This is a genomic window from Flavobacterium sp. CHNK8 (genome assembly GCF_019774515.1).
In the GTDB taxonomy this organism is placed as follows: domain Bacteria; phylum Bacteroidota; class Bacteroidia; order Flavobacteriales; family Flavobacteriaceae; genus Flavobacterium; species Flavobacterium tiangeerense.
Map to the genome: position 1 here is coordinate 834,382 of NZ_CP081492.1, position 18,184 is coordinate 852,565.

Genomic DNA, 18,184 nt, shown 5'->3' on the forward strand with positions numbered 1-18,184 from the left:
ACCAGTAGATGATCAACGTAACCAAAACTTTCTTACCTCCAATTGCCGAATATACAGATTTGGTGCAACGTGCTTGGGACAATCAATGGTTGACCAATCGTGGGGAGTTAGTCCTGGAACTAGAACAAAAAATAAAAGAATATTTAGAAATTCCCTACGTTACTGCTATGACTAACGGTACTATCCCTTTACAGATTGCTTTAAAGATGATGGGTAAGGGTGGCGAAGTTATTACGACACCATTTTCATATGTAGCTACTACTGCATCTATTGTTTGGGAGCATTGCAAACCCGTATTTGTAGACATTCACCCGGAGTATTTGACTATTGATGAAACTCAAATTGAAGCTGTAATTACAGATAAAACAACCACTATTTTAGCTACTCATGTTTTTGGAAATCCATGTGCTACAGATGTTATTGAGGCTATAGCCAAAAAGTACAATTTAGCAGTTATTTATGACGGAGCACATTCCTTTGGGGTACGCTATAATAACCGTTCTATTTTTGAATATGGAGATTTGAGTACCTGTAGTTTTCATGCAACAAAGTTGTTTCATTCAGGCGAAGGAGGTGCTTTATTTACTACAAATTCAATAGTACAGCAGCAGTTGTTCTACCATCATAACTTTGGTCATAATGGTCCTTTGGATTTTCACGGCTTGGGGATCAATGGAAAAATGTCTGAGTTGCAGGCCGCAATGGGATTAGCAGTTTTTCCGTATTTAGAAACCATTATTACGGATCGAAAACGAGTGGTCGAATTTTACGATCAAAACTTGGATTTATTCCATATTCAAACGCTAAAAATACGAGCAAATACGGAGTGGAATTATAGTTATTATCCTGTGATCTTTAAATCTGAGGCTCAGTTGTTAGCCATTCAAAAAAAATTAAACGAGCATCAAATTTTTCCAAGAAGGTATTTTTATCCTTCGCTCAATACTTTGCCATATGTAGAAAGAATCGCTATGCCAGTATCAGAAAGTATTTCGGAACGAGTGTTATGCCTTCCCTTATATGTAGGTTTAAGTACTGAAGATTTGAGTTTAATTGTGTCACTAATTCATGAAAATATATGTTGATAGTAGGAGCTAAGGGATTTGCCAAAGAAGTTTTGGAAGTGATGCATGAAAACAATCAATTGCAAAATTTAGTTTTTTACGATGATATTAATTTGGATGCACCTGACTTACTTTTTGATACCTTTCGAGTTTTAAAGAGTCCTCAAGAAGCCAGTCATTATTTTAAAACAGTAGACAATCGTTTTACTATTGGTATTGGAAATCCTCATCTTCGAAAAAAAATGTTTGATACATGTAGCGCTTTAGGAGGAGAGTTAACTACAATTGTTAGTCCTCGAGCTACTGTAGGGAGTTATGATATAGTTATAGGCACAGGAAGTGTGGTATTACCTCAAGCAATTTTGTCAAATTCGGTCTCAATTGGCATAGGATGTATAGTATATTACGGTGCTATAATCACACACGATTGTGTTATTGGGGATTTTGTCGAAATATCACCAAATGCTATTTTACTTGGGCGAAGCATTGTAGGATCTTATTCTCGAATAGGGGCAAATGCAACAGTATTACCAGATATAAAAATTGGTCAAAATGTAACAGTAGGAGCTGGAGCGATTGTTACAAAAGATGTGCCCAATGATTGTGTAGTAGTTGGAAACCCAGCAAGAATAAGCAAACAACTAACACCACTACAATTCAATAAATGATGCAAAAACCCATTGTTAGTGTATGCATGATCACCTATGGTCACGAAATGTTTATTCGTCAAGCGATAGAAGGCGTGTTGATGCAGCAGTGTGCATTTGAAGTTGAATTTATAATCAGTAATGATTGTTCACCAGATGGAACTGATGACGTAATTAAAAATACAATCAATACGCATCCTAATGGGAGTTGGGTTAACTACATCAAGCATAAAAAAAACTTGGGAATGATGCCGAATTTCCTAGTTACGTTGCAAAAAGCACGAGGAAAATATGTTGCTTTGTGTGAAGGGGATGATTACTGGACAGATCCCCTAAAATTGCAAAAGCAAGTTGATTTTTTAGAGAATAATAAAGAATACAGCATTCATAGTGGTAAGGCAGAAATTATTAAAGATGGAGTAATCGAAGAATTAATTGGGGATCCATTGGCAAAACAGGATTATATACTTTCTGATTTTTTTACACAAAACAATTTGATTTCTTGTACGGTTTTGTTTAAAAACACGCCGCTTTTGCAAAAGTATTTTAAAAAGATAGTATTTGGAGATTGGATGCTTTATGTGCAAATAATATCTCAAAATACAAATACTATGGCTTATGTATCTTCGGATATTTATGCTAATTATAGGCTCCATCAAGGTGGGGTCATGCAAACGTTGGTAACCCAACAGGATCATTACTTAGCTCAACTCAATCAAATTGAAGCAATTCATAAATGTTTAAGATTGAGTTATAGTCCAGAAGATATTCTTAAAATTAATACTTATTGTTTATATGTTTTTAAATATTTTTTTAAACAAAAAAAATATAGCAATGCCTTTGTTTACGGTGTAAAAAATTTGATTTTGGTAAAAAAGCCAAGGCGTATTCGGGTGTACTTGAGTTTTATAAAGCAGCAGCTTAAAACTAGTTTATATGCAAAATAGTCTCATTTCAATTATCGTTCCTTGCTATAATCAGGCGCAATATCTTGATCAAGCGTTGCAATCAGTACTTGACCAAACCTATAGCAACTGGGAGTGCATTATTGTAAATGATGGTAGCTCAGATGAAACAGATACTATAAGTAAGAAATGGGTAGGCAAAGACTCTCGGTTTAAATATATTAATCAAGAAAATGGTGGTTTGAGTAGCGCAAGAAATGCAGGTTTGGATGTTTCTCGTGGTAGTTTCATACAATTTTTGGATGCTGATGATTTTTTAACGAATCAAAAACTAGAAAAGTCCATATTCACTTTTCAAACGCAAGATGCAACTCTTGTTCTTACTGATTTTAAAATGTTTGATTTAGATGTTTCTAAAACTAGTTCTCCTTTCTGTGTGTTGAAGTTGGACTATTTCAATTACAACAGTATACTTTTAAATTGGGATCATTTATTTTCAATACCAATTCATTGTGGACTATTTCAATCTGTTTTTTTTCAAGATTTTAGATTTCCCTTGGACTTAGTTGCCAAAGAAGATTGGATTATGTGGCTTTCATTATTTAAATTACAACCCAAAACTATTTTTATTCAGGAAGCTTTAGTTCTGTACCGTTTACATGAAATGAGTATGACTCAAAATCAAGACTTGATGAATGAAAATGTAGTTAATGCATTAGTTTATCTTAAAGAGGTATTGAGTAATGAAGATTATAAAGCTTTATTGGGTCATAAAATCAATCGGTTGCAAGCAAAAACAGTAACATTAGAGCAAGAAGTGGCTTTTGAAAAGAATAATTTTAGAAACATAAAGGATTCAAATACGTATAAGTTGGGATATACATTGAGATGTTTTTTAAAAAAAACTAAAACCTTGGGAATAGCCAAAAAGATATTAAAACTGAAGCAAAAATAATACTAGTTACTTTACACCGAAGGAACAGCACTACATTGTTAATTTAAGAGAATTGAAATGAAAATAAAACTACCCTTTGGCTATTTTATTCGGGTTACCCGAAAATTTAAATCAAAGAAAGTTATTATCCCAGTGGGATATGATTGCCATCCTGCTTATTTACTTCAAAAAACTACTTTGCGAAAGCAGAGTTTTCCTTTTGATTGGATGTTGACAGATCCTATTAAAGCTTTAGATTTTGCTTACTCAAATATTCAAAATGAATTTCAATATTTTATGCGTGATTTAGCGGTGGACCAAGCGAGAAATGTTTTTGAAAAAAAAATACTCTGAATCAGTATTTTCCATTATAAAGATTTGATAAAAAATGCTGCGTTACGGGAAAAATAAATATAAGATATAGTATTGCCATGCGCAACAGCTAATGAAAACCGGTTTCTTATTTATTGTTCCTTGTTTGCATGTGATTTCAGAAAAAGCAGTTCAAATGTATTTTCAATCCCTGCAGCATTTTCAACTATTTTGAAACCAACTCACAATTTGTTAGTCAATGGATGATTTGAAAATTCAGAAGAGGAGAATCAGCAATTTTGTTTCCAATTATTAGAGAAAATAAAAGTTTTATCTCAGGTACACGTCACCACTTTTGTATTAGAATCAGCGGTGTACTGCTTTTGGGAAACGAACAGAAATACCGTACTTTGCGAACTAATTTAAAAGTAGATTATTATCAAGTAGCGTCTAAGATCAAGCTTGAAAAAAATAAAAAATAGATTTTACTCATACCTTCTCCTTTATGCTGGCCATTGTCATACCATACTACAAACTCACTTTTTTTGAAGCTACTTTGCAATCATTAGCGTTGCAAACAAATCAATGTTTTAAAGTCTATGTGGGTGACGATGCTAGTCCCGAAGATCCTAGCATATTAATAGATCAGTACAAGTCTCAATTGAACATGATGTATCATCGTTTTGATGAAAATTATGGAGGTGTAGCACTTTCTAAACAGTGGGAACGATGTATAGCATTAACCCATGAAGAGCCATGGATTATGATTCTTGGAGATGATGATTACTTGACTCCTAATGTGGTTCAGGATTTTTTTGAGCATCTAGGAATAATCTCAAAGGAAAAAATTAAAGTAGTACGTTTTGCTACAAAAGTGGTCAACGCAAAAGGAGAGTCTAACAATATGATTTATACACATCCAGTTATTGAATTATCAACAAACGCATATTATAGACACTATAATTGTGAAACTAGAAGTTCACTTTCTGAATATATTTTTAGTAGAGAAAGTTTTGATGAGTTCAAATTTAAAAATTTTCCATTAGCTTGGCATGCTGATGATTTAGCTTGGTTAGAATTTTCAAATTGCGGATCCATTTATACAGTAAATCAATCTACTGTTATTATAAGGCTCTCTCATCTAAATATTTCAGGAAGGACCGATAATCAATTTTTAAAACAAAAAGCAAGATTTCTTTTTTTTAAAACTATAGTTTTAAATTCTAAATTTAAGTTCTTAAAGAAACATAAAATCCAATTCCTTTTTGAATTTGGAATTCTTATTACAGAACAAAACGCAGTAACATTAAAAAATGTTTTTCAAGTTTTTTTTCAATTTTTACAGATTGGAGAATTTTACAATGGAATGCGTTTTCTACGAAGGATGATATGTGCCAAACAAAATAAATAAAAAATGATAAACCCTTCAATATCGATAATCATTCCAGTTTATAATGCTGCTTTATACGTTGAAAAAGCTATCTTTTCGGCATTGCAACAACCTGAAGTTTTGGAAGTATTAGTTGTTAATGATGGTAGCACTGATGGCTCAGATGAAATTTTACAAAGTATAGCGTCTACTACAACTCGTGTTACTCTTCTGTTTCACCCTCAAAGAATTAACAAAGGAAGATCAGCCAGCAGGAATTTAGGATTGCAACACGCAAGGGGAACTTATATTGCTTTTTTAGATGCGGATGATTACTACCTTGAAAATCGTTTTTCAGGTGATTTGCCTATTTTTGAATCTCAACTAGATTGTGATGGTGTTTATAATGCTATTGGAGTTCATTTTTATAGAGATGCAACTCTGGAGCAACAACAAGAACTAGCTTTGTACACCATAACTGAGCGCATAAAACCACAAGACTTATTTGAAAATTTGTTGCTTGGAGGCAAGGGACATTTTTCAATTGATGGACTTACTTTAAAAAGAAGTTTAATTGACAAAGTTGGTTTTTTCAACACGCATTTAGTAGTTGGAGAAGATACAGATTATATGTGGCGTATGGCTCTTGTAGCCAATCTTTATGCGGGCTCTATTGAAAATCCAGTAGCTATTAGAGGGGTTCATGATGCAAATGTGTTTGACAAGCCTTTCTTATACCAAGAAAATAAATTACGTATTTTAGATTCTGTTTTGCGTTGGTCAGCTAATCACGGCGTGCGTACTACAAGATTGGATTTGATTTTAAAGCATATTTGGATTCTAAAACAAAAACAAGAAAACCCCTTAATGCAGGATATCTGGTACTGGTTCAATTTATTCTTGCCTCAGCACAAATTGATGTTCAGTTCGCTCAATATTAAATATTTTCCAATCATTAGGTATAGACAAAAGCTTTTCTCATTTTTGTATCGAAAATAGTGTACTTAATTTGCTTGAAAATCCCAAAATGAATTTCACGGTTTCAGTAGTTATACCAGCTTACAATGTTGCTGCTTTTGTATCCAAGGCTGTTTTTTCGGCTTTGCAGCAAACAGAAGTATTTGAAGTACTTATTGTTGATGACGGAAGTACCGACGAGACTTTGAAACTTGCACTGAATTTACAAAAAATGGATTCCCGAGTTAAAGTTTTTCAACATGACAAAGGGAAAAATTTAGGTAGGTCTGCCAGCAGAAATTTAGGAATACAAAGAGCGACCGGAAATTATATTGCCTTTCTAGATGCCGATGATTTTTATCTTGAAAAAAGATTTGAGAATGATAAAAGAATTTTTCAAGGAGCCTTAAAGTGCGACGGAGTATACAATGCTGTAGGATTTAGTTTTTACAGACCTGCAACTGCAACCGAACAAGTAAAGTATGTTTTGTGTACGGTTTCAAAAAGAATCCCACCTTCTGAACTTTTTGCAGGGATTGTTTCCAGTAAATATGGATTGCTGCATTTGAATGGCTTGACAGTTTTGAAGTCTGTCTTTGATGAAACAGGTCTCTTTAATCAGGAATTGGTAGTAGCTGAAGATTCTGATATTATTTTTAAAATGGCTTTAAAATGTGTATTAGAACCTGGAATCATAGATAGACCAGTTGCTAAGAGAGGAATTCATGAAAATAATATTTTTGACAAGGAAAATGTATACCAAACATATACTATCAAATTGTACGAATCATTATTTTTTTGGTCTTATACTGCACAAATTACAGTTGATAAAAAAGATTTGATTTTAAAATGGTTGTGGTTTTTTAAATTCAGACAAGGAAATTCATTGTTTAGAAATTGTGTTTATTGGTGTACTTTAGTAACTCGAGAACGTCAATTTTTATTATCAAAGTTAAGCATTAAATACTTTCCAATAATTAGGTATAGACAAATGCTTTTTCCATTTTTGTTTAAATAATTAAAAGCAATATAAAAAGATGAAACCATCTAGTACTGTTACCGTAATCATACCTTGTTTTAATGATGGGGCTTATATCATGGAGGCATTGCAATCTATATGGAATCAAACAGTAGTACCACATAACATCATTATTATTGATGATGGCTCAAATGAATCTACCAAAAAGGTTTTAAAAAAAATACAGCAAGATCGAGTAACCATAATACATCAGGAAAATCAAGGAGTAAGTGTCGCGCGTAACGAGGCTATCCGTTTAGCAGACACGCCATACATTCTGAACTTGGATGCCGATGATTATTACGAACCTACTTTTATTGAAAAAGCCATACAAATTTTAGATACTGATGTCACTATTGGAGTAGTTAGTTCTTCCTGTAGGACTTTTTCAGAAAAAAAAACAATCTCTATTGTAAGACCTTTAGGTGGAGGTGTTACTGATTTTTTGTTCATTAACAATGGTAGAGCAAGCGCTATGTTTAGAAAAGAATGCTGGGAAAAGGTGGGTGGATTTGATGAAAACATGAAAGCAGGTTATGAAGATTGGGAGTTTTGGCTTGCTATCACTAAAAATAATTGGCGTATGCACATTATTCCCGAAATATTGTCTCACTACCGAATTAAGAATACTTCGCGGGACCGCACTGCAATTGTACATCATGATTATGAGTTACGCATGTATATTTTTAATAAGCATAAAGAAATGTATCAGACTCATTTTGAATTTTATGCAAGTGCTTTGCTGCGTCAAAATTCAATTTTGCGAAATAGTTTGCGGAATGCCAAAGAGTCAAAAGAGTTTCAGCTAGGGAATTTATTGCTGGCTCCACTGCGGTTTTTTAAAAAAATAGTATCCAGATGAGTCTGTTAGTATCCATAATTGTCCCATGCTACCGTCAAGTTCATTTTTTAGGTGAGTCTTTACAATCCGTTTTAGATCAAACTTATATACATTGGGAGTGTATTATTGTTAATGATGGTAGTCCTGATAATACAGCAATTGTTGCACAAGAATGGTGTGCTAAAGATGCACGGTTTAGGTATGTATATCAAGAAAATGCGGGTTTGTCTAGTGCTCGTAACATTGGAATTAAACATAGCAAGGGAAAATTTATCTTACCGCTAGATGCTGATGATGTACTGCATCCAGACTATTTAAACAAAACAGTTCCCGTTTTGAGGGATCACCCAGCATTAGGAATAGTAAGTTGCTATAGTACTTTTTTCTCGGGTACTACAAATAACATTGTTAATCAATTAAAACCTATTGGAGATAATGTAACTTCATTACTGTTTGTCAATCAATTAGTAGCCACCTCTTTGTTCAGAAAAATGTGCTGGGAACAAGTAGGCGGATATGATGAAATAATGAAAAAAGGATTTGAAGATTGGGACTTTTGGCTAAGTTGTACCAAACAAGGATGGACGTACAAAATAATTCCTGAGTTTTTATTTTATTACCGAAAGGCTAAGAAGTCAATGCTGACTAATACAATCCAACATCATGCAGAAGAGGTGAAACATTTTTTATTTATCAAGCATAAAGAGTTGTACATCCGTAATTTTGAGAATTGTATGGAAGTGCTATTCTTTGAATTAAAAGTTCAACGTACAGGTCATGATACCTATAAAAATAGTCAAGAATATAAAATTGGGAAATTAATTTTACAACCTTACCGTTGGTTAACAAAATTGATCTTAAAATCAAAAAAGACATGAACATATCAGTAGTCATTAGAAATAAAAATCAAGCTCCTGCTTTGTCTTTTTTGTTAAAAAACTTAACAAATCGTTATGCCACGGATGTTAATGAGATTATTGTTGTAGATAATCTCTCGACTGATGATAGTGAAACAGTAGCAGCGCATTTTGGAGCTCGATTTGTGACGATTACCAATTTTAGTTTTGGCGGTAGCGCCAATATATGTGCTTCTGAAGCTAAAAATGATATCATTGTTATTTTTAGTGCGCATTCCTACCCTGTAAGTCCTGATTTTTTTAAGGTTATTCAAAATCAATTTGACCAAAATCCTAATTTAGCAGGAGTAAGATGTTTGCATCAACCCAATGATTATAGAAATTATATCAACGCCATCCCTGCCTCGGTTGATCCTAATAAGTCAGGATTAATTTTTGCAGGATCGGCTTTTAGCAAAGCGGTCTGGGAACAACATCCTTTTAGAGAAGATGTAGCTACTTTTGAGGATAAGGAATGGACCAAACGGGTTTTGAAAGCAGGCTATGACATTGAGTTTGCTCCTGTTGTTTTTGCCTATGAAATCAAACGAACACGCAAACAGTTGTTTTTTAGATTCCGAAATGATGTGGTTGGGAATTATCAATTGTGGGGAGAGGATGTTACATTTAAATCGATTTTTATAAGTTTTTTAGGGAGTCTGTGGTCTAGTGTCAGATTTTTTTTTCTAAATATAAAGTACACTTTTTTGAAGTTGTTTTTTTTATTGTGGTTCTGGAGTAATAAACCTAAAAAAATGGAGTGAATTGAAAGCAAACGTAAACAATTTTGATTTTCTACGATTTCTATTTGCCTTATTTGTAGTCATAACGCACTCTTACGCCTTATCAGGAACGCCAGAATCAGCAGAATGGATGTGGCAAATTAAGGCGGGACAACTGTCTTTTTCTCAAATAGGTTTAAGTGGTTTTTTTGTCATAAGTGGGTATTTTATTTTTATGAGTTTGCAGCGGGCTAGTAGCTTAAAAGTATATTTTAAAAACAGAATTCTACGTATTTTTCCCGGTTTGCTTGGCGTATTATGTGTTACACTGATCTTGATTCCGTTCTTTCATGTCAAAGGCTTTACGATATTTACACAATGGGATTATTATGCCTATGTCCCTAGAAACATGACGTTGTACGGTTTTCAATCTACAGTAAAAGGTGTTTTTGATACTAATTCTTACCACGCTATCAATGGTTCACTTTGGACCATACAATATGAGTTTAGTTTGTATGTATTGATTGCACTATTATTTTGTTTTCGAGCGCATCAAAAATTAATTTCAGTTATACTTGCGGTTGTAATGGTGCTACTGTATGTTGTTTATAATTTTTTTATAGAACGGGTGGCAGGGATGCAATTGTTATACCTACAAGGATATCATTTTTTAAATTTAGGAACTTTTTTTGTCATGGGGAGTTTGCTGGCTTCTATTCAATTTGAAAAAAAGGTTTCTGTTGCAATACTGTTTATCAGTATTGTAATATTATTTTTAGCCATTTACTTTGAGGTTTATAGCACTGTTAAACACATCGTCTTTCCGGTTGTAGTTTTATCGTTGGGATTTATTCCCTTCCGTTTTTTTAGTACATTTGGGAAATACGGAGACTGGTCTTATGGTATTTATATTTATAGCTTCCCGGTGCAGCAGGTCTTTGTGCATCTCTTTAAACCCAAAGTATATTCTTTAATGGCGTTTTCCCTTTTAATTTCAATTATTTTGGGATTTCTTTCTTGGCATTATATTGAGAAAAAGGCATTGCTGTTAAAAGGAAAACTTTAAATTCATCATGAATGAATTAAAATTAAGCTTTAAGTGATTAAATTTGCTACAATAGATTTTGTTTTAATCAAAAAAAATTAGTTTAATTACATGAAACCAATATTAAGTATAATTATTCCTTGTTACAATGCAGCAGTTACTTTAGAGGAAACGCTACAATCTATTTTTGTTCAGGATTTTCAAAAATGGGAAGCAATAATTGTGAATGATGGATCCACAGATTATACTGAAGATATTGCTTTGCAATGGGTTAAGAACGACAGTAGATTTCATTATTTTTCCAAACCCAACGAGGGTTTGGGTAAAACTAGAAATTATGGAATTACAAGAGCGCAAGGTAAATACATATTGCCTTTAGACGCAGACAATCTAGTGATGCCAGATTTTGCGAAAAATGCAGTTGCAATTCTAGAAGTACAAAACGTAATTGATGTGGTTCACGGAAATGCTTTATTCATTGGTGAAAAAACGGGTGTTTGGAACATTGGTGCCTATAATATTGAGAAAATGCTTTTGGATAATTATATTGATGCTTGTGCTATATTTAGAAAATCAACATGGGAGCAAGTAGGCGGTTATGAAGAGAACTTACCTTATGATGGACTCGAAGATTGGGATTTATGGTTGGCTTTTGGAACTATTCAGGCAAAGTTCTATTTTATAGATTCAATTACATTTCAATACCGTGTTTCAAAAAATTCAATGATTAAAAAGTTTACGGCTGAAATGAAATTGGCTTCTAGATCCTATATCGCTAAGAAATATAGTGATTTATATCAGTTTCAGTATTGCAAATTTGTTCGAGAGCATGATAATTTAGCAAGCAAATTAACTAATAAAAGGTTTGTGTTAAATGCCTTTTGCAAAACATTTTTTGGTTTTTCTATTCTAAAATCAACCAAGTAATGAAAGGTTACACCGTCAGTATTTTTATGCTCACCTATAATCAAGAAGCTTTTATAGGCCAGACTATTGAAAGTGTGTTGATGCAAAAAACAGATTTTACATACCAGCTGGTTCTTGGAGAGGATTATAGCACTGATAGTACTCGAGAAATTTGTGAGTACTACGCCAAAAAATTTCCTGATACTATTAAACTTTTACCAAGTTTAGGTTACAATCAAGGATTAATTGCTAATTATATGCGAACTGTTGCAGCCTGTGATGGTACCTATATTGCCATTTGTGATGGTGACGATTATTGGACTGATGCTTTCAAATTGCAAAAACAAGTTGATTTTCTTGAAGCAAATCCAGATTTTTCGATTGTTGCTACAAATTATGAGTTGCTGCATCCTAATGGCGATGTAGAGCAAGTTAAAAAACTACGCAATAAAATGGAGTTTACATTTGAGGATCTAGTGTATGATAATTTAATTACTTCTGCTACAGTGCTCTTTCGGAATTATTTAGAATTTGATCCATTACCTCAGTGGATCTTGCAATTTCCATACGGCGATTGGCCTACTTATTTATGGATTTTAAGAAACGGAGGTAAACTGTACTTTCTACAAGATTATACTGCCATGTACAGGCTTGGTATTGGAGTTTCGTCACCCATAATTGCCACAAGTAGTTCACTTCTTGAGGTTAACATAGGAATTTTAGAATGTATGGTACAGGATCACTCTTTTGCGTCACATCAAAAAACCATAGCAAACAGTTTGAGTCGCCTTAAAGTGAATCGCATGACGAGTTACAACATGGAGGGTAAATTTAGAAAAGGATTCATATGCTTCCTGAAAAATATTTTGCAGTTAAAATCGAATTGGCACGTGGTAAAAATGTATTTTTATTCCTTAAACAAACGTTGGAGTAAGCAATACTAATAAAATACTCCAACTTTTCATAAATAACGGATCTAAATTTACCTCATGAAAATACTCATGGTAGCCATTCCTAATCATCATTTTTTTCAATGGGTGAACCAATTGAAAGTTAGTGGGCATGACATATTTTGGTTTGATAGTACTGATGGCGGAGGTATAGTTGAGAAAATTCAATGGGTACACCAAATTAAAGGTTGGAAGTTGAGGTGGGATTTTCCGTTGAGACACTTCATCAAGTCTCGATTCCCGAAAGGGTATAGCCAAATTCAAAAAATTAACGAACGAAAGCTTGCTGAAGTTTTTGAAAAACAGTTGCAGCAAATCAAACCTGATGTAGTGCAGTGTTTTGAAATGCAACTTGCGGGAATACCTATTCTTGAAGTAATGGAAAAATATTCCCATATTCCCTTGATTTATAGTTCCTGGGGGAGTGATTTGTTTTATCATAAAGAAATGGGTCTGTCATCACAAAACGTGCATCGCTTTTTAAAACGAGTGGATTATTTAATCACGGATTGCCTTAGAGATTACACGCTTGCACTACAAAATCAGTTTCGAAATATTTTTCTAGGCGTTTATCCTGGAAATGGTGGAATTGCATATCCTAAAAAAGAAATATTGCCTTGGCACAAAAGAAACTGTATTATTGTAAAAGGATATGATGATGAGGTAGGGAAAGCACTAGAAATAGGGAAGGCACTAGAACTAGTTGATCCTGTGTTGCTTTCGGATAAAAAAATTATTGTTTTTAGTGCTGATGCTGTGGTGGAGGCGTTTTTTAAAAATTCAAAAAAACTCCAAAACTACGACGTTGAAATACAACCTAGGAATCAATTTGTGCCAAATGAAATGCTGTTGAAACAAATGGGGCAAAGCATATTGTACCTTGGTAACAGCTTATCTGATGGTATGCCCAATAGTTTACTTGAGGCTATGGGTATGGGGGCTTTTCCCATTCAGTCTAATCCTGGCGGAGCTACCTCTGAAATTATAGAGCATCAAAAAAATGGGCTTTTGATTGCAAATCCGTTGGATGTTACGGAGATTGCGGGTCATATAACAACAACTTTGCAGCACACTACCCTAAGGGAAATAGCACAAGAATACAATGTTGCCTTTTGTACTAAAAACTATGATAGAGCATTATTGCAATCACAAATAGTACATTTGTACGACTCAATTACGGTTTAGCTTTACTACATTATGGATGTCTCATTTTTAATTGTTACTAAAAACCGACCGGATGAATTGCGGTATACGCTATCTCGGTTGCAAAGTCTTGTGACAATTGATAAGCATGAAGTTTTAGTTTTTATTGATGGGTGTGTGGCTACGCAGGCATTGGTTACAGAATTTGATTGGGTCAAATGGACCGTTTGGGATCAAAGTATAAGTGCTTCTCCGGCAAGAGCTATTTTGTATCAAAAAGCGGTGGGTACTATATTCATTGGTCTTGATGATGATGCACATCCTATTAGTGCTGATTTTATTTCAAAGGTGCAACAGTATTTTGAGACTAATCCTCAACTGGGAATCTTGGCTTTTCAGGAAGTTAAAGGAATTTACCCAACAGATGATTTAGCTTTGCTTCAAGCAAAAAATAAAACATCGTTTTACACTAAAGATTTTGTAGGTTGTGGTTTTGCTATAGCCAAAAAAGTATACGCCATTACCAATGGGTTCCCTACGTGGATCGATATTTATGGGGAGGAACCTTGCGTGGCTTTTGAGGTTCTTGATACTGGCTATACTATATTTTTTGCACATGATATTGTAGTTAATCATAGAATTGACAGCGAAAAAAGAAAATTGCAAGGCAAGAATTACTTCCGATTTGAACGACAGTTCCGCAATAGTTTTAAACTCTATCTAGTCTATTATCCTAATCCTTTGCCTGTAATAGCACGCTTGCTTTTTCATAATTTTAAACGTTATGCTTGTACTGATTTTATTTTTTTTAAATTGTACTGGCGCGCTGTTGGACACATGATATTTACTTTATTTGATACCTTAAAATACAGATGTCCTATTCAAAATAGAACACTTAAAGCTATTCAAAAATTAAAAAATATGCCTTACTAATATGCTTTTTAACACCCTCATGTACGCCTTATTTGTACCCATAGTTTTTGTGGTGTATTGGTATGTTTTGGGTAAATCAAGCAAGGCTCAAAATATTTTTTTGTTGTTGTGTAGTTACTATTTTTATTCTTGTTGGGATGTGCGGTTTCTTGGATTGTTGTTGTTTTCAACTGCTTTAGATTATGTATCGGCGTTACAAATGCAAAATTCAAAATCAGAGCACATCAGAAAGATATGGTTCTGGACAAGCATCGGAATTAATATTTCTTTCCTCGGAATTTTTAAATATTATAACTTTTTTGCAGTTTCTATGCAGTCAGCACTGCAGGTGTTGGGTTTGGACATTGATTTGTACGTGTTGGAAATTATTTTACCAGTAGGCATTTCATTTTACACTTTTCACGGACTGTCTTACGTGATTGATGTTTACAAAAAACGACTGGTTCCAGAGCAAGACCCTATAGCATACGCCTTGTTTGTGTCATATTTTCCCCTTTTGGTTGCTGGTCCTATTGAGCGAGCCACCCATTTATTACCCCAACTCAAAAAAAACAGAACATTTTCATACCAGCAAGCAGTAAATGGATTGTACCAAATAGTGTGGGGATTGTTTAAAAAAATTGTGATTGCTGATCAATGTGCGCTTTACGCCAATGCAATTTTTAATAATGCACCACAAGAATCCGGAAGTACTTTATTTATGGGAGCTTTATTTTTTGCGTTACAAATTTATGGAGACTTTAGTGGCTACTCAGATATTGCATTAGGAACCTCAAAACTTTTTGGAATAGAGTTGCTTCAAAATTTTTCATTCCCCTATTTTTCCAGAGATATTGCTGAGTTTTGGCGTCGTTGGCACATATCATTATCCTCTTGGTTCAAAGATTATGTGTACATACCACTGGGAGGTAGTGCAGGCTCTCGTTTTTTAAAAATCCGAAATGTTTGTATCATTTTTTTATTGAGCGGTTTTTGGCATGGAGCCAATTGGACGTTTATCGTTTGGGGGCTTTTGCATGCCTTGTATTTTGTGCCTTTGTTGCTGGCGCAAAAAAATCGAAAACATATTGAGATAGTAGCTTTTTCAAATACATGGCCTAGTGCTAAGGAGGTTTTTCAAATGGGAAGTACTTTTTTAATGACAACTCTTGCGTGGGTTTTTTTTAGGGCCAATTCTTTGTCTGCTGCTATTGATTATATTTCGGGTATTTTTTCAATTTCTTTATTTACAATACCCAGTGTACGTCCAACAAATGTTTTAGTACTTATTTTATTTTGTATCACTGTAGAATGGTTTGGTCGTAGGAATGCATTTGCATTAGAAAACTTTAATTTACTTGGGATCAGAGTACTCAGTTGGTTTTTTATAAGTTTTGTTTTAATTCTCATTTTCGTGTTTAGTAGTCCTGTAGAACAACAATTCATCTATTTCCAATTTTAATATGCGGCGTTTTATCCTCCATAGTGTCTTTTTTTTAGCTACTTTTTTTGTGGTGGACAAGATGTTTTATTTTTTCTTACATCATGCGCCCACACTGGAGTACGACACGCGTTTAGAACAAGTATTAAAAGGAAAGATGAACAAAGAGATATTGATTATTGGGTCTTCTAGAGGTGCTAATAATATTTTGGCAGGACAAATAGAAAGCAAAACAAGGCACAGTACATACAATCTTTCCTATCCTGGATCAGATGTTAGGTTTCATTATTTTGTATTAAAATCAGTATTGAAATATAATAAAAAGCCAAAAATGGTAGTCTTAACCATTGATAATCCGCATGAATTTGTAAATGAAAAAACACTTAATTTTCGTTTTGATCGTTTGTATCCACTAGCTAAATACAATTATATCACACAAGAGTTGATCCGTCAAAAAGAAAAAAATGTGCTTTCTTGGTTTTTTTGTTTGGCGCGTCTCAATCGATCCAATTTTTCGGTATCAAAAGTAGCTCTTCCGCTTGACGGAAAAATTGATGCTTGGGGTTCCATGCCTTTTTATAACAGAAAAGCTTCTTTTATTGGTAAACAAAATCCGATTCATCAATACAATAGTGCCTTAGAAAATACAGAAAAACTCACCGCTTTTAAGGCGTTGCAACAATTGTGTTTGAAAAATAAAATACAAATAGTTTATGTTTTTCCTCCCAGTTATGGGGCTTTCGACAAACAATTTTACAAGCGTTTTTTGAAAATGGTGCCTACACAGGATGTTATGGTTTACGATACCTTTAATACGATTTATCAAAACGAAGCTAGTTTTCATGACGAATCCCATTTGCAGCAAAAAGCCGCTCAAGTTTTTACAAATGAAATAAGTACCTTTATACAAAATAAAATTACCTCAAATGAAAAAAATAGGTTTGATTCCGCTACGCAAAAACTCTAAAGGAATACCAGGAAAAAACAAGAAAAAAATGCTAGGGAGACCCTTGTTTTCTTGGGTTTTGAGTGAAGCTATTTTTTCAAATTTAGATGAGGTATATGTGTTTACAGATGATACAGAAATCATTCACTATATAGAAAAAGAATACCATTGGAGTGCAAAAGTAAAAGCACTCTTGCGAAGTGATGAGAATGCAACGGACACTGCCTCAACCGAAAGTGTTATGAATGAGTTTACTCAGCTTATTGTTCATGATTATGATGTTTTGTGCTTGCTTCAGGCAACGTCACCTTTAACGCAACGAGTAGCAATTAATACCGTTTTAGCCAAAGTAGAACAGGAATCTTATGATGCAGCTCTTACAGTGGTTAAAACACACCGTTTTATTTGGGATGCGTCGGGTCAACCACAAAATTATGACATCTACAACAGACCTAGACGCCAGGATTTTGAAGGACTTTTGGTTGAAAATGGAGCCATATATGCCACTACCAAAGCTGCATTTGTACGTTCAAAAAACAGAATAAGTGGCAACATAGGACTTGTAGAGATGGACGAAGAGTCCTATACGGAGATTGATTCAACTTCGGACTGGGAAATAGTAACCCACTTGCTAGCGCATCGCTTGCAAAAAAGTAAAAAGCATGATAAAATATCCTATTTGGTTCTGGATGTTGATGGTGTTTTTACCAATGGTGGTGTATACTATGGAGCTGATGGGGAATTGATGAAGTATTTTGACATGCGTGATGGGATGGGACTTGAAATAATCAGACAAAATCAAGTAGAAGTTGTAATTATGACCTCTGAAAACTCCGAATTGGTAAAAACCCGCATGAAAAAATTGCAGATAGAACATTGTTTTATGGGAGTCAAAGACAAATATTCATTTCTGGAACAATTTTTAATAACTAAGGGAGCCTCCTATTCTCAAGTAGCGTATGTAGGTGATGATGTGAATGACTTGGCCAACATTTGTAGTGTAGGTTGGTCTTTTTGTCCAGCTAATGGAACTGAAATAGTAAAACAACATGCGGATTATGTTTTGACCCAAGCATCTGCTCAAGGTGCCATAAGGGAAGTGTGTGAGCGCATTATGAAATACAACGTGCGCTACTCTTAAAAATAAGCATCTTCTCAAACGGTATTATGCTGCAA

General features: G+C 34.1%; 19 protein-coding genes. All 19 read left to right on the forward strand.

The genetic code is table 11. The annotated features are described in order from the left end of the window. Window positions 1-8: 8 nt before the first annotated feature. The 19 genes from K5V07_RS03580 (at window position 9) to K5V07_RS03670 (ending at window position 18,149) form a co-directional block, all read left to right on the forward strand. A complete protein-coding gene (locus K5V07_RS03580; RefSeq protein ID WP_221916411.1) occupies window positions 9-1,085 on the forward strand; it encodes a DegT/DnrJ/EryC1/StrS aminotransferase family protein in 1,077 nt (358 codons plus the stop codon). After that, entirely contained in the window at window positions 1,079-1,732 is a 654-nt protein-coding gene (locus K5V07_RS03585; protein WP_221916412.1) for an acetyltransferase, read from the forward strand. Before K5V07_RS03580 ends, K5V07_RS03585 begins: the two co-directional genes overlap by 7 nt. After that, the gene (locus K5V07_RS03590) at window positions 1,729-2,658 is read left to right on the forward strand and encodes a glycosyltransferase (protein ID WP_221916413.1); all 930 of its coding nucleotides are present in this window, start codon (window positions 1,729-1,731) and stop codon (window positions 2,656-2,658) included. The genes K5V07_RS03585 and K5V07_RS03590 overlap by 4 nt, the downstream gene beginning before the upstream one ends. Further along, on the forward strand, window positions 2,648-3,571 hold the full coding sequence (locus tag K5V07_RS03595; RefSeq protein ID WP_221916414.1) for a glycosyltransferase family 2 protein: 924 nt from the start codon (window positions 2,648-2,650) through the stop codon (window positions 3,569-3,571). The genes K5V07_RS03590 and K5V07_RS03595 overlap by 11 nt, the downstream gene beginning before the upstream one ends. Before the next feature lie 57 nt (window positions 3,572-3,628). Beyond that, window positions 3,629-3,904 (forward strand): DUF1796 family putative cysteine peptidase, encoded by a 276-nt coding sequence (locus tag K5V07_RS03600; RefSeq protein WP_221916415.1) that lies wholly within the window; start codon window positions 3,629-3,631, stop codon window positions 3,902-3,904. A 463-nt stretch (window positions 3,905-4,367) separates the two neighbouring features. Then, a complete protein-coding gene (locus K5V07_RS03605) occupies window positions 4,368-5,273 on the forward strand; it encodes a glycosyltransferase family A protein (RefSeq protein ID WP_221916416.1) in 906 nt (301 codons plus the stop codon). A 3-nt stretch (window positions 5,274-5,276) separates the two neighbouring features. After that, complete coding sequence (locus tag K5V07_RS03610; RefSeq protein WP_221916417.1) at window positions 5,277-6,230, forward strand: glycosyltransferase family 2 protein; 954 nt, start codon at window positions 5,277-5,279, stop codon at window positions 6,228-6,230. A gap of 28 nt (window positions 6,231-6,258) precedes the next feature. After that, entirely contained in the window at window positions 6,259-7,206 is a 948-nt protein-coding gene (locus K5V07_RS03615; protein WP_221916418.1) for a glycosyltransferase family 2 protein, read from the forward strand. 19 nt (window positions 7,207-7,225) lie between these two features. After that, window positions 7,226-8,068, forward strand: a complete 843-nt coding sequence (locus K5V07_RS03620; RefSeq protein ID WP_221916419.1) for a glycosyltransferase family 2 protein — start codon at window positions 7,226-7,228, stop codon at window positions 8,066-8,068. Continuing rightward, window positions 8,065-8,925 (forward strand): glycosyltransferase family A protein, encoded by an 861-nt coding sequence (locus tag K5V07_RS03625; RefSeq protein ID WP_221916420.1) that lies wholly within the window; start codon window positions 8,065-8,067, stop codon window positions 8,923-8,925. Before K5V07_RS03620 ends, K5V07_RS03625 begins: the two co-directional genes overlap by 4 nt. Continuing rightward, window positions 8,922-9,707, forward strand: a complete 786-nt coding sequence (locus K5V07_RS03630; RefSeq protein ID WP_221916421.1) for a glycosyltransferase family 2 protein — start codon at window positions 8,922-8,924, stop codon at window positions 9,705-9,707. Before K5V07_RS03625 ends, K5V07_RS03630 begins: the two co-directional genes overlap by 4 nt. Before the next feature lies 1 nt (window position 9,708). After that, window positions 9,709-10,731, forward strand: a complete 1,023-nt coding sequence (locus K5V07_RS03635; RefSeq protein WP_221916422.1) for an acyltransferase — start codon at window positions 9,709-9,711, stop codon at window positions 10,729-10,731. A 90-nt stretch (window positions 10,732-10,821) separates the two neighbouring features. Further along, window positions 10,822-11,637, forward strand: a complete 816-nt coding sequence (locus K5V07_RS03640) for a glycosyltransferase (protein ID WP_221916423.1) — start codon at window positions 10,822-10,824, stop codon at window positions 11,635-11,637. Continuing rightward, on the forward strand, window positions 11,637-12,560 hold the full coding sequence (locus tag K5V07_RS03645; protein WP_221916424.1) for a glycosyltransferase: 924 nt from the start codon (window positions 11,637-11,639) through the stop codon (window positions 12,558-12,560). Before K5V07_RS03640 ends, K5V07_RS03645 begins: the two co-directional genes overlap by 1 nt. 45 nt (window positions 12,561-12,605) lie before the next feature. Continuing rightward, window positions 12,606-13,751: a glycosyltransferase gene (locus tag K5V07_RS03650; protein ID WP_221916425.1), complete on the forward strand. Its 1,146-nt coding sequence runs from the start codon at window positions 12,606-12,608 to the stop codon at window positions 13,749-13,751. Window positions 13,752-13,763: 12 nt separating this feature from the next. Further along, on the forward strand, window positions 13,764-14,642 hold the full coding sequence (locus K5V07_RS03655) for a glycosyltransferase family 2 protein (RefSeq protein ID WP_221916426.1): 879 nt from the start codon (window positions 13,764-13,766) through the stop codon (window positions 14,640-14,642). A 1-nt stretch (window position 14,643) separates the two neighbouring features. Next, window positions 14,644-16,083: an MBOAT family protein gene (locus K5V07_RS03660; protein WP_221916427.1), complete on the forward strand. Its 1,440-nt coding sequence runs from the start codon at window positions 14,644-14,646 to the stop codon at window positions 16,081-16,083. Between the two features lie 136 nt (window positions 16,084-16,219). Continuing rightward, window positions 16,220-17,029 (forward strand): hypothetical protein, encoded by an 810-nt coding sequence (locus K5V07_RS03665; protein ID WP_221916428.1) that lies wholly within the window; start codon window positions 16,220-16,222, stop codon window positions 17,027-17,029. Beyond that, a complete protein-coding gene (locus tag K5V07_RS03670; RefSeq protein WP_221916429.1) occupies window positions 16,989-18,149 on the forward strand; it encodes an acylneuraminate cytidylyltransferase in 1,161 nt (386 codons plus the stop codon). Before K5V07_RS03665 ends, K5V07_RS03670 begins: the two co-directional genes overlap by 41 nt. Window positions 18,150-18,184 lie beyond the last annotated feature (35 nt).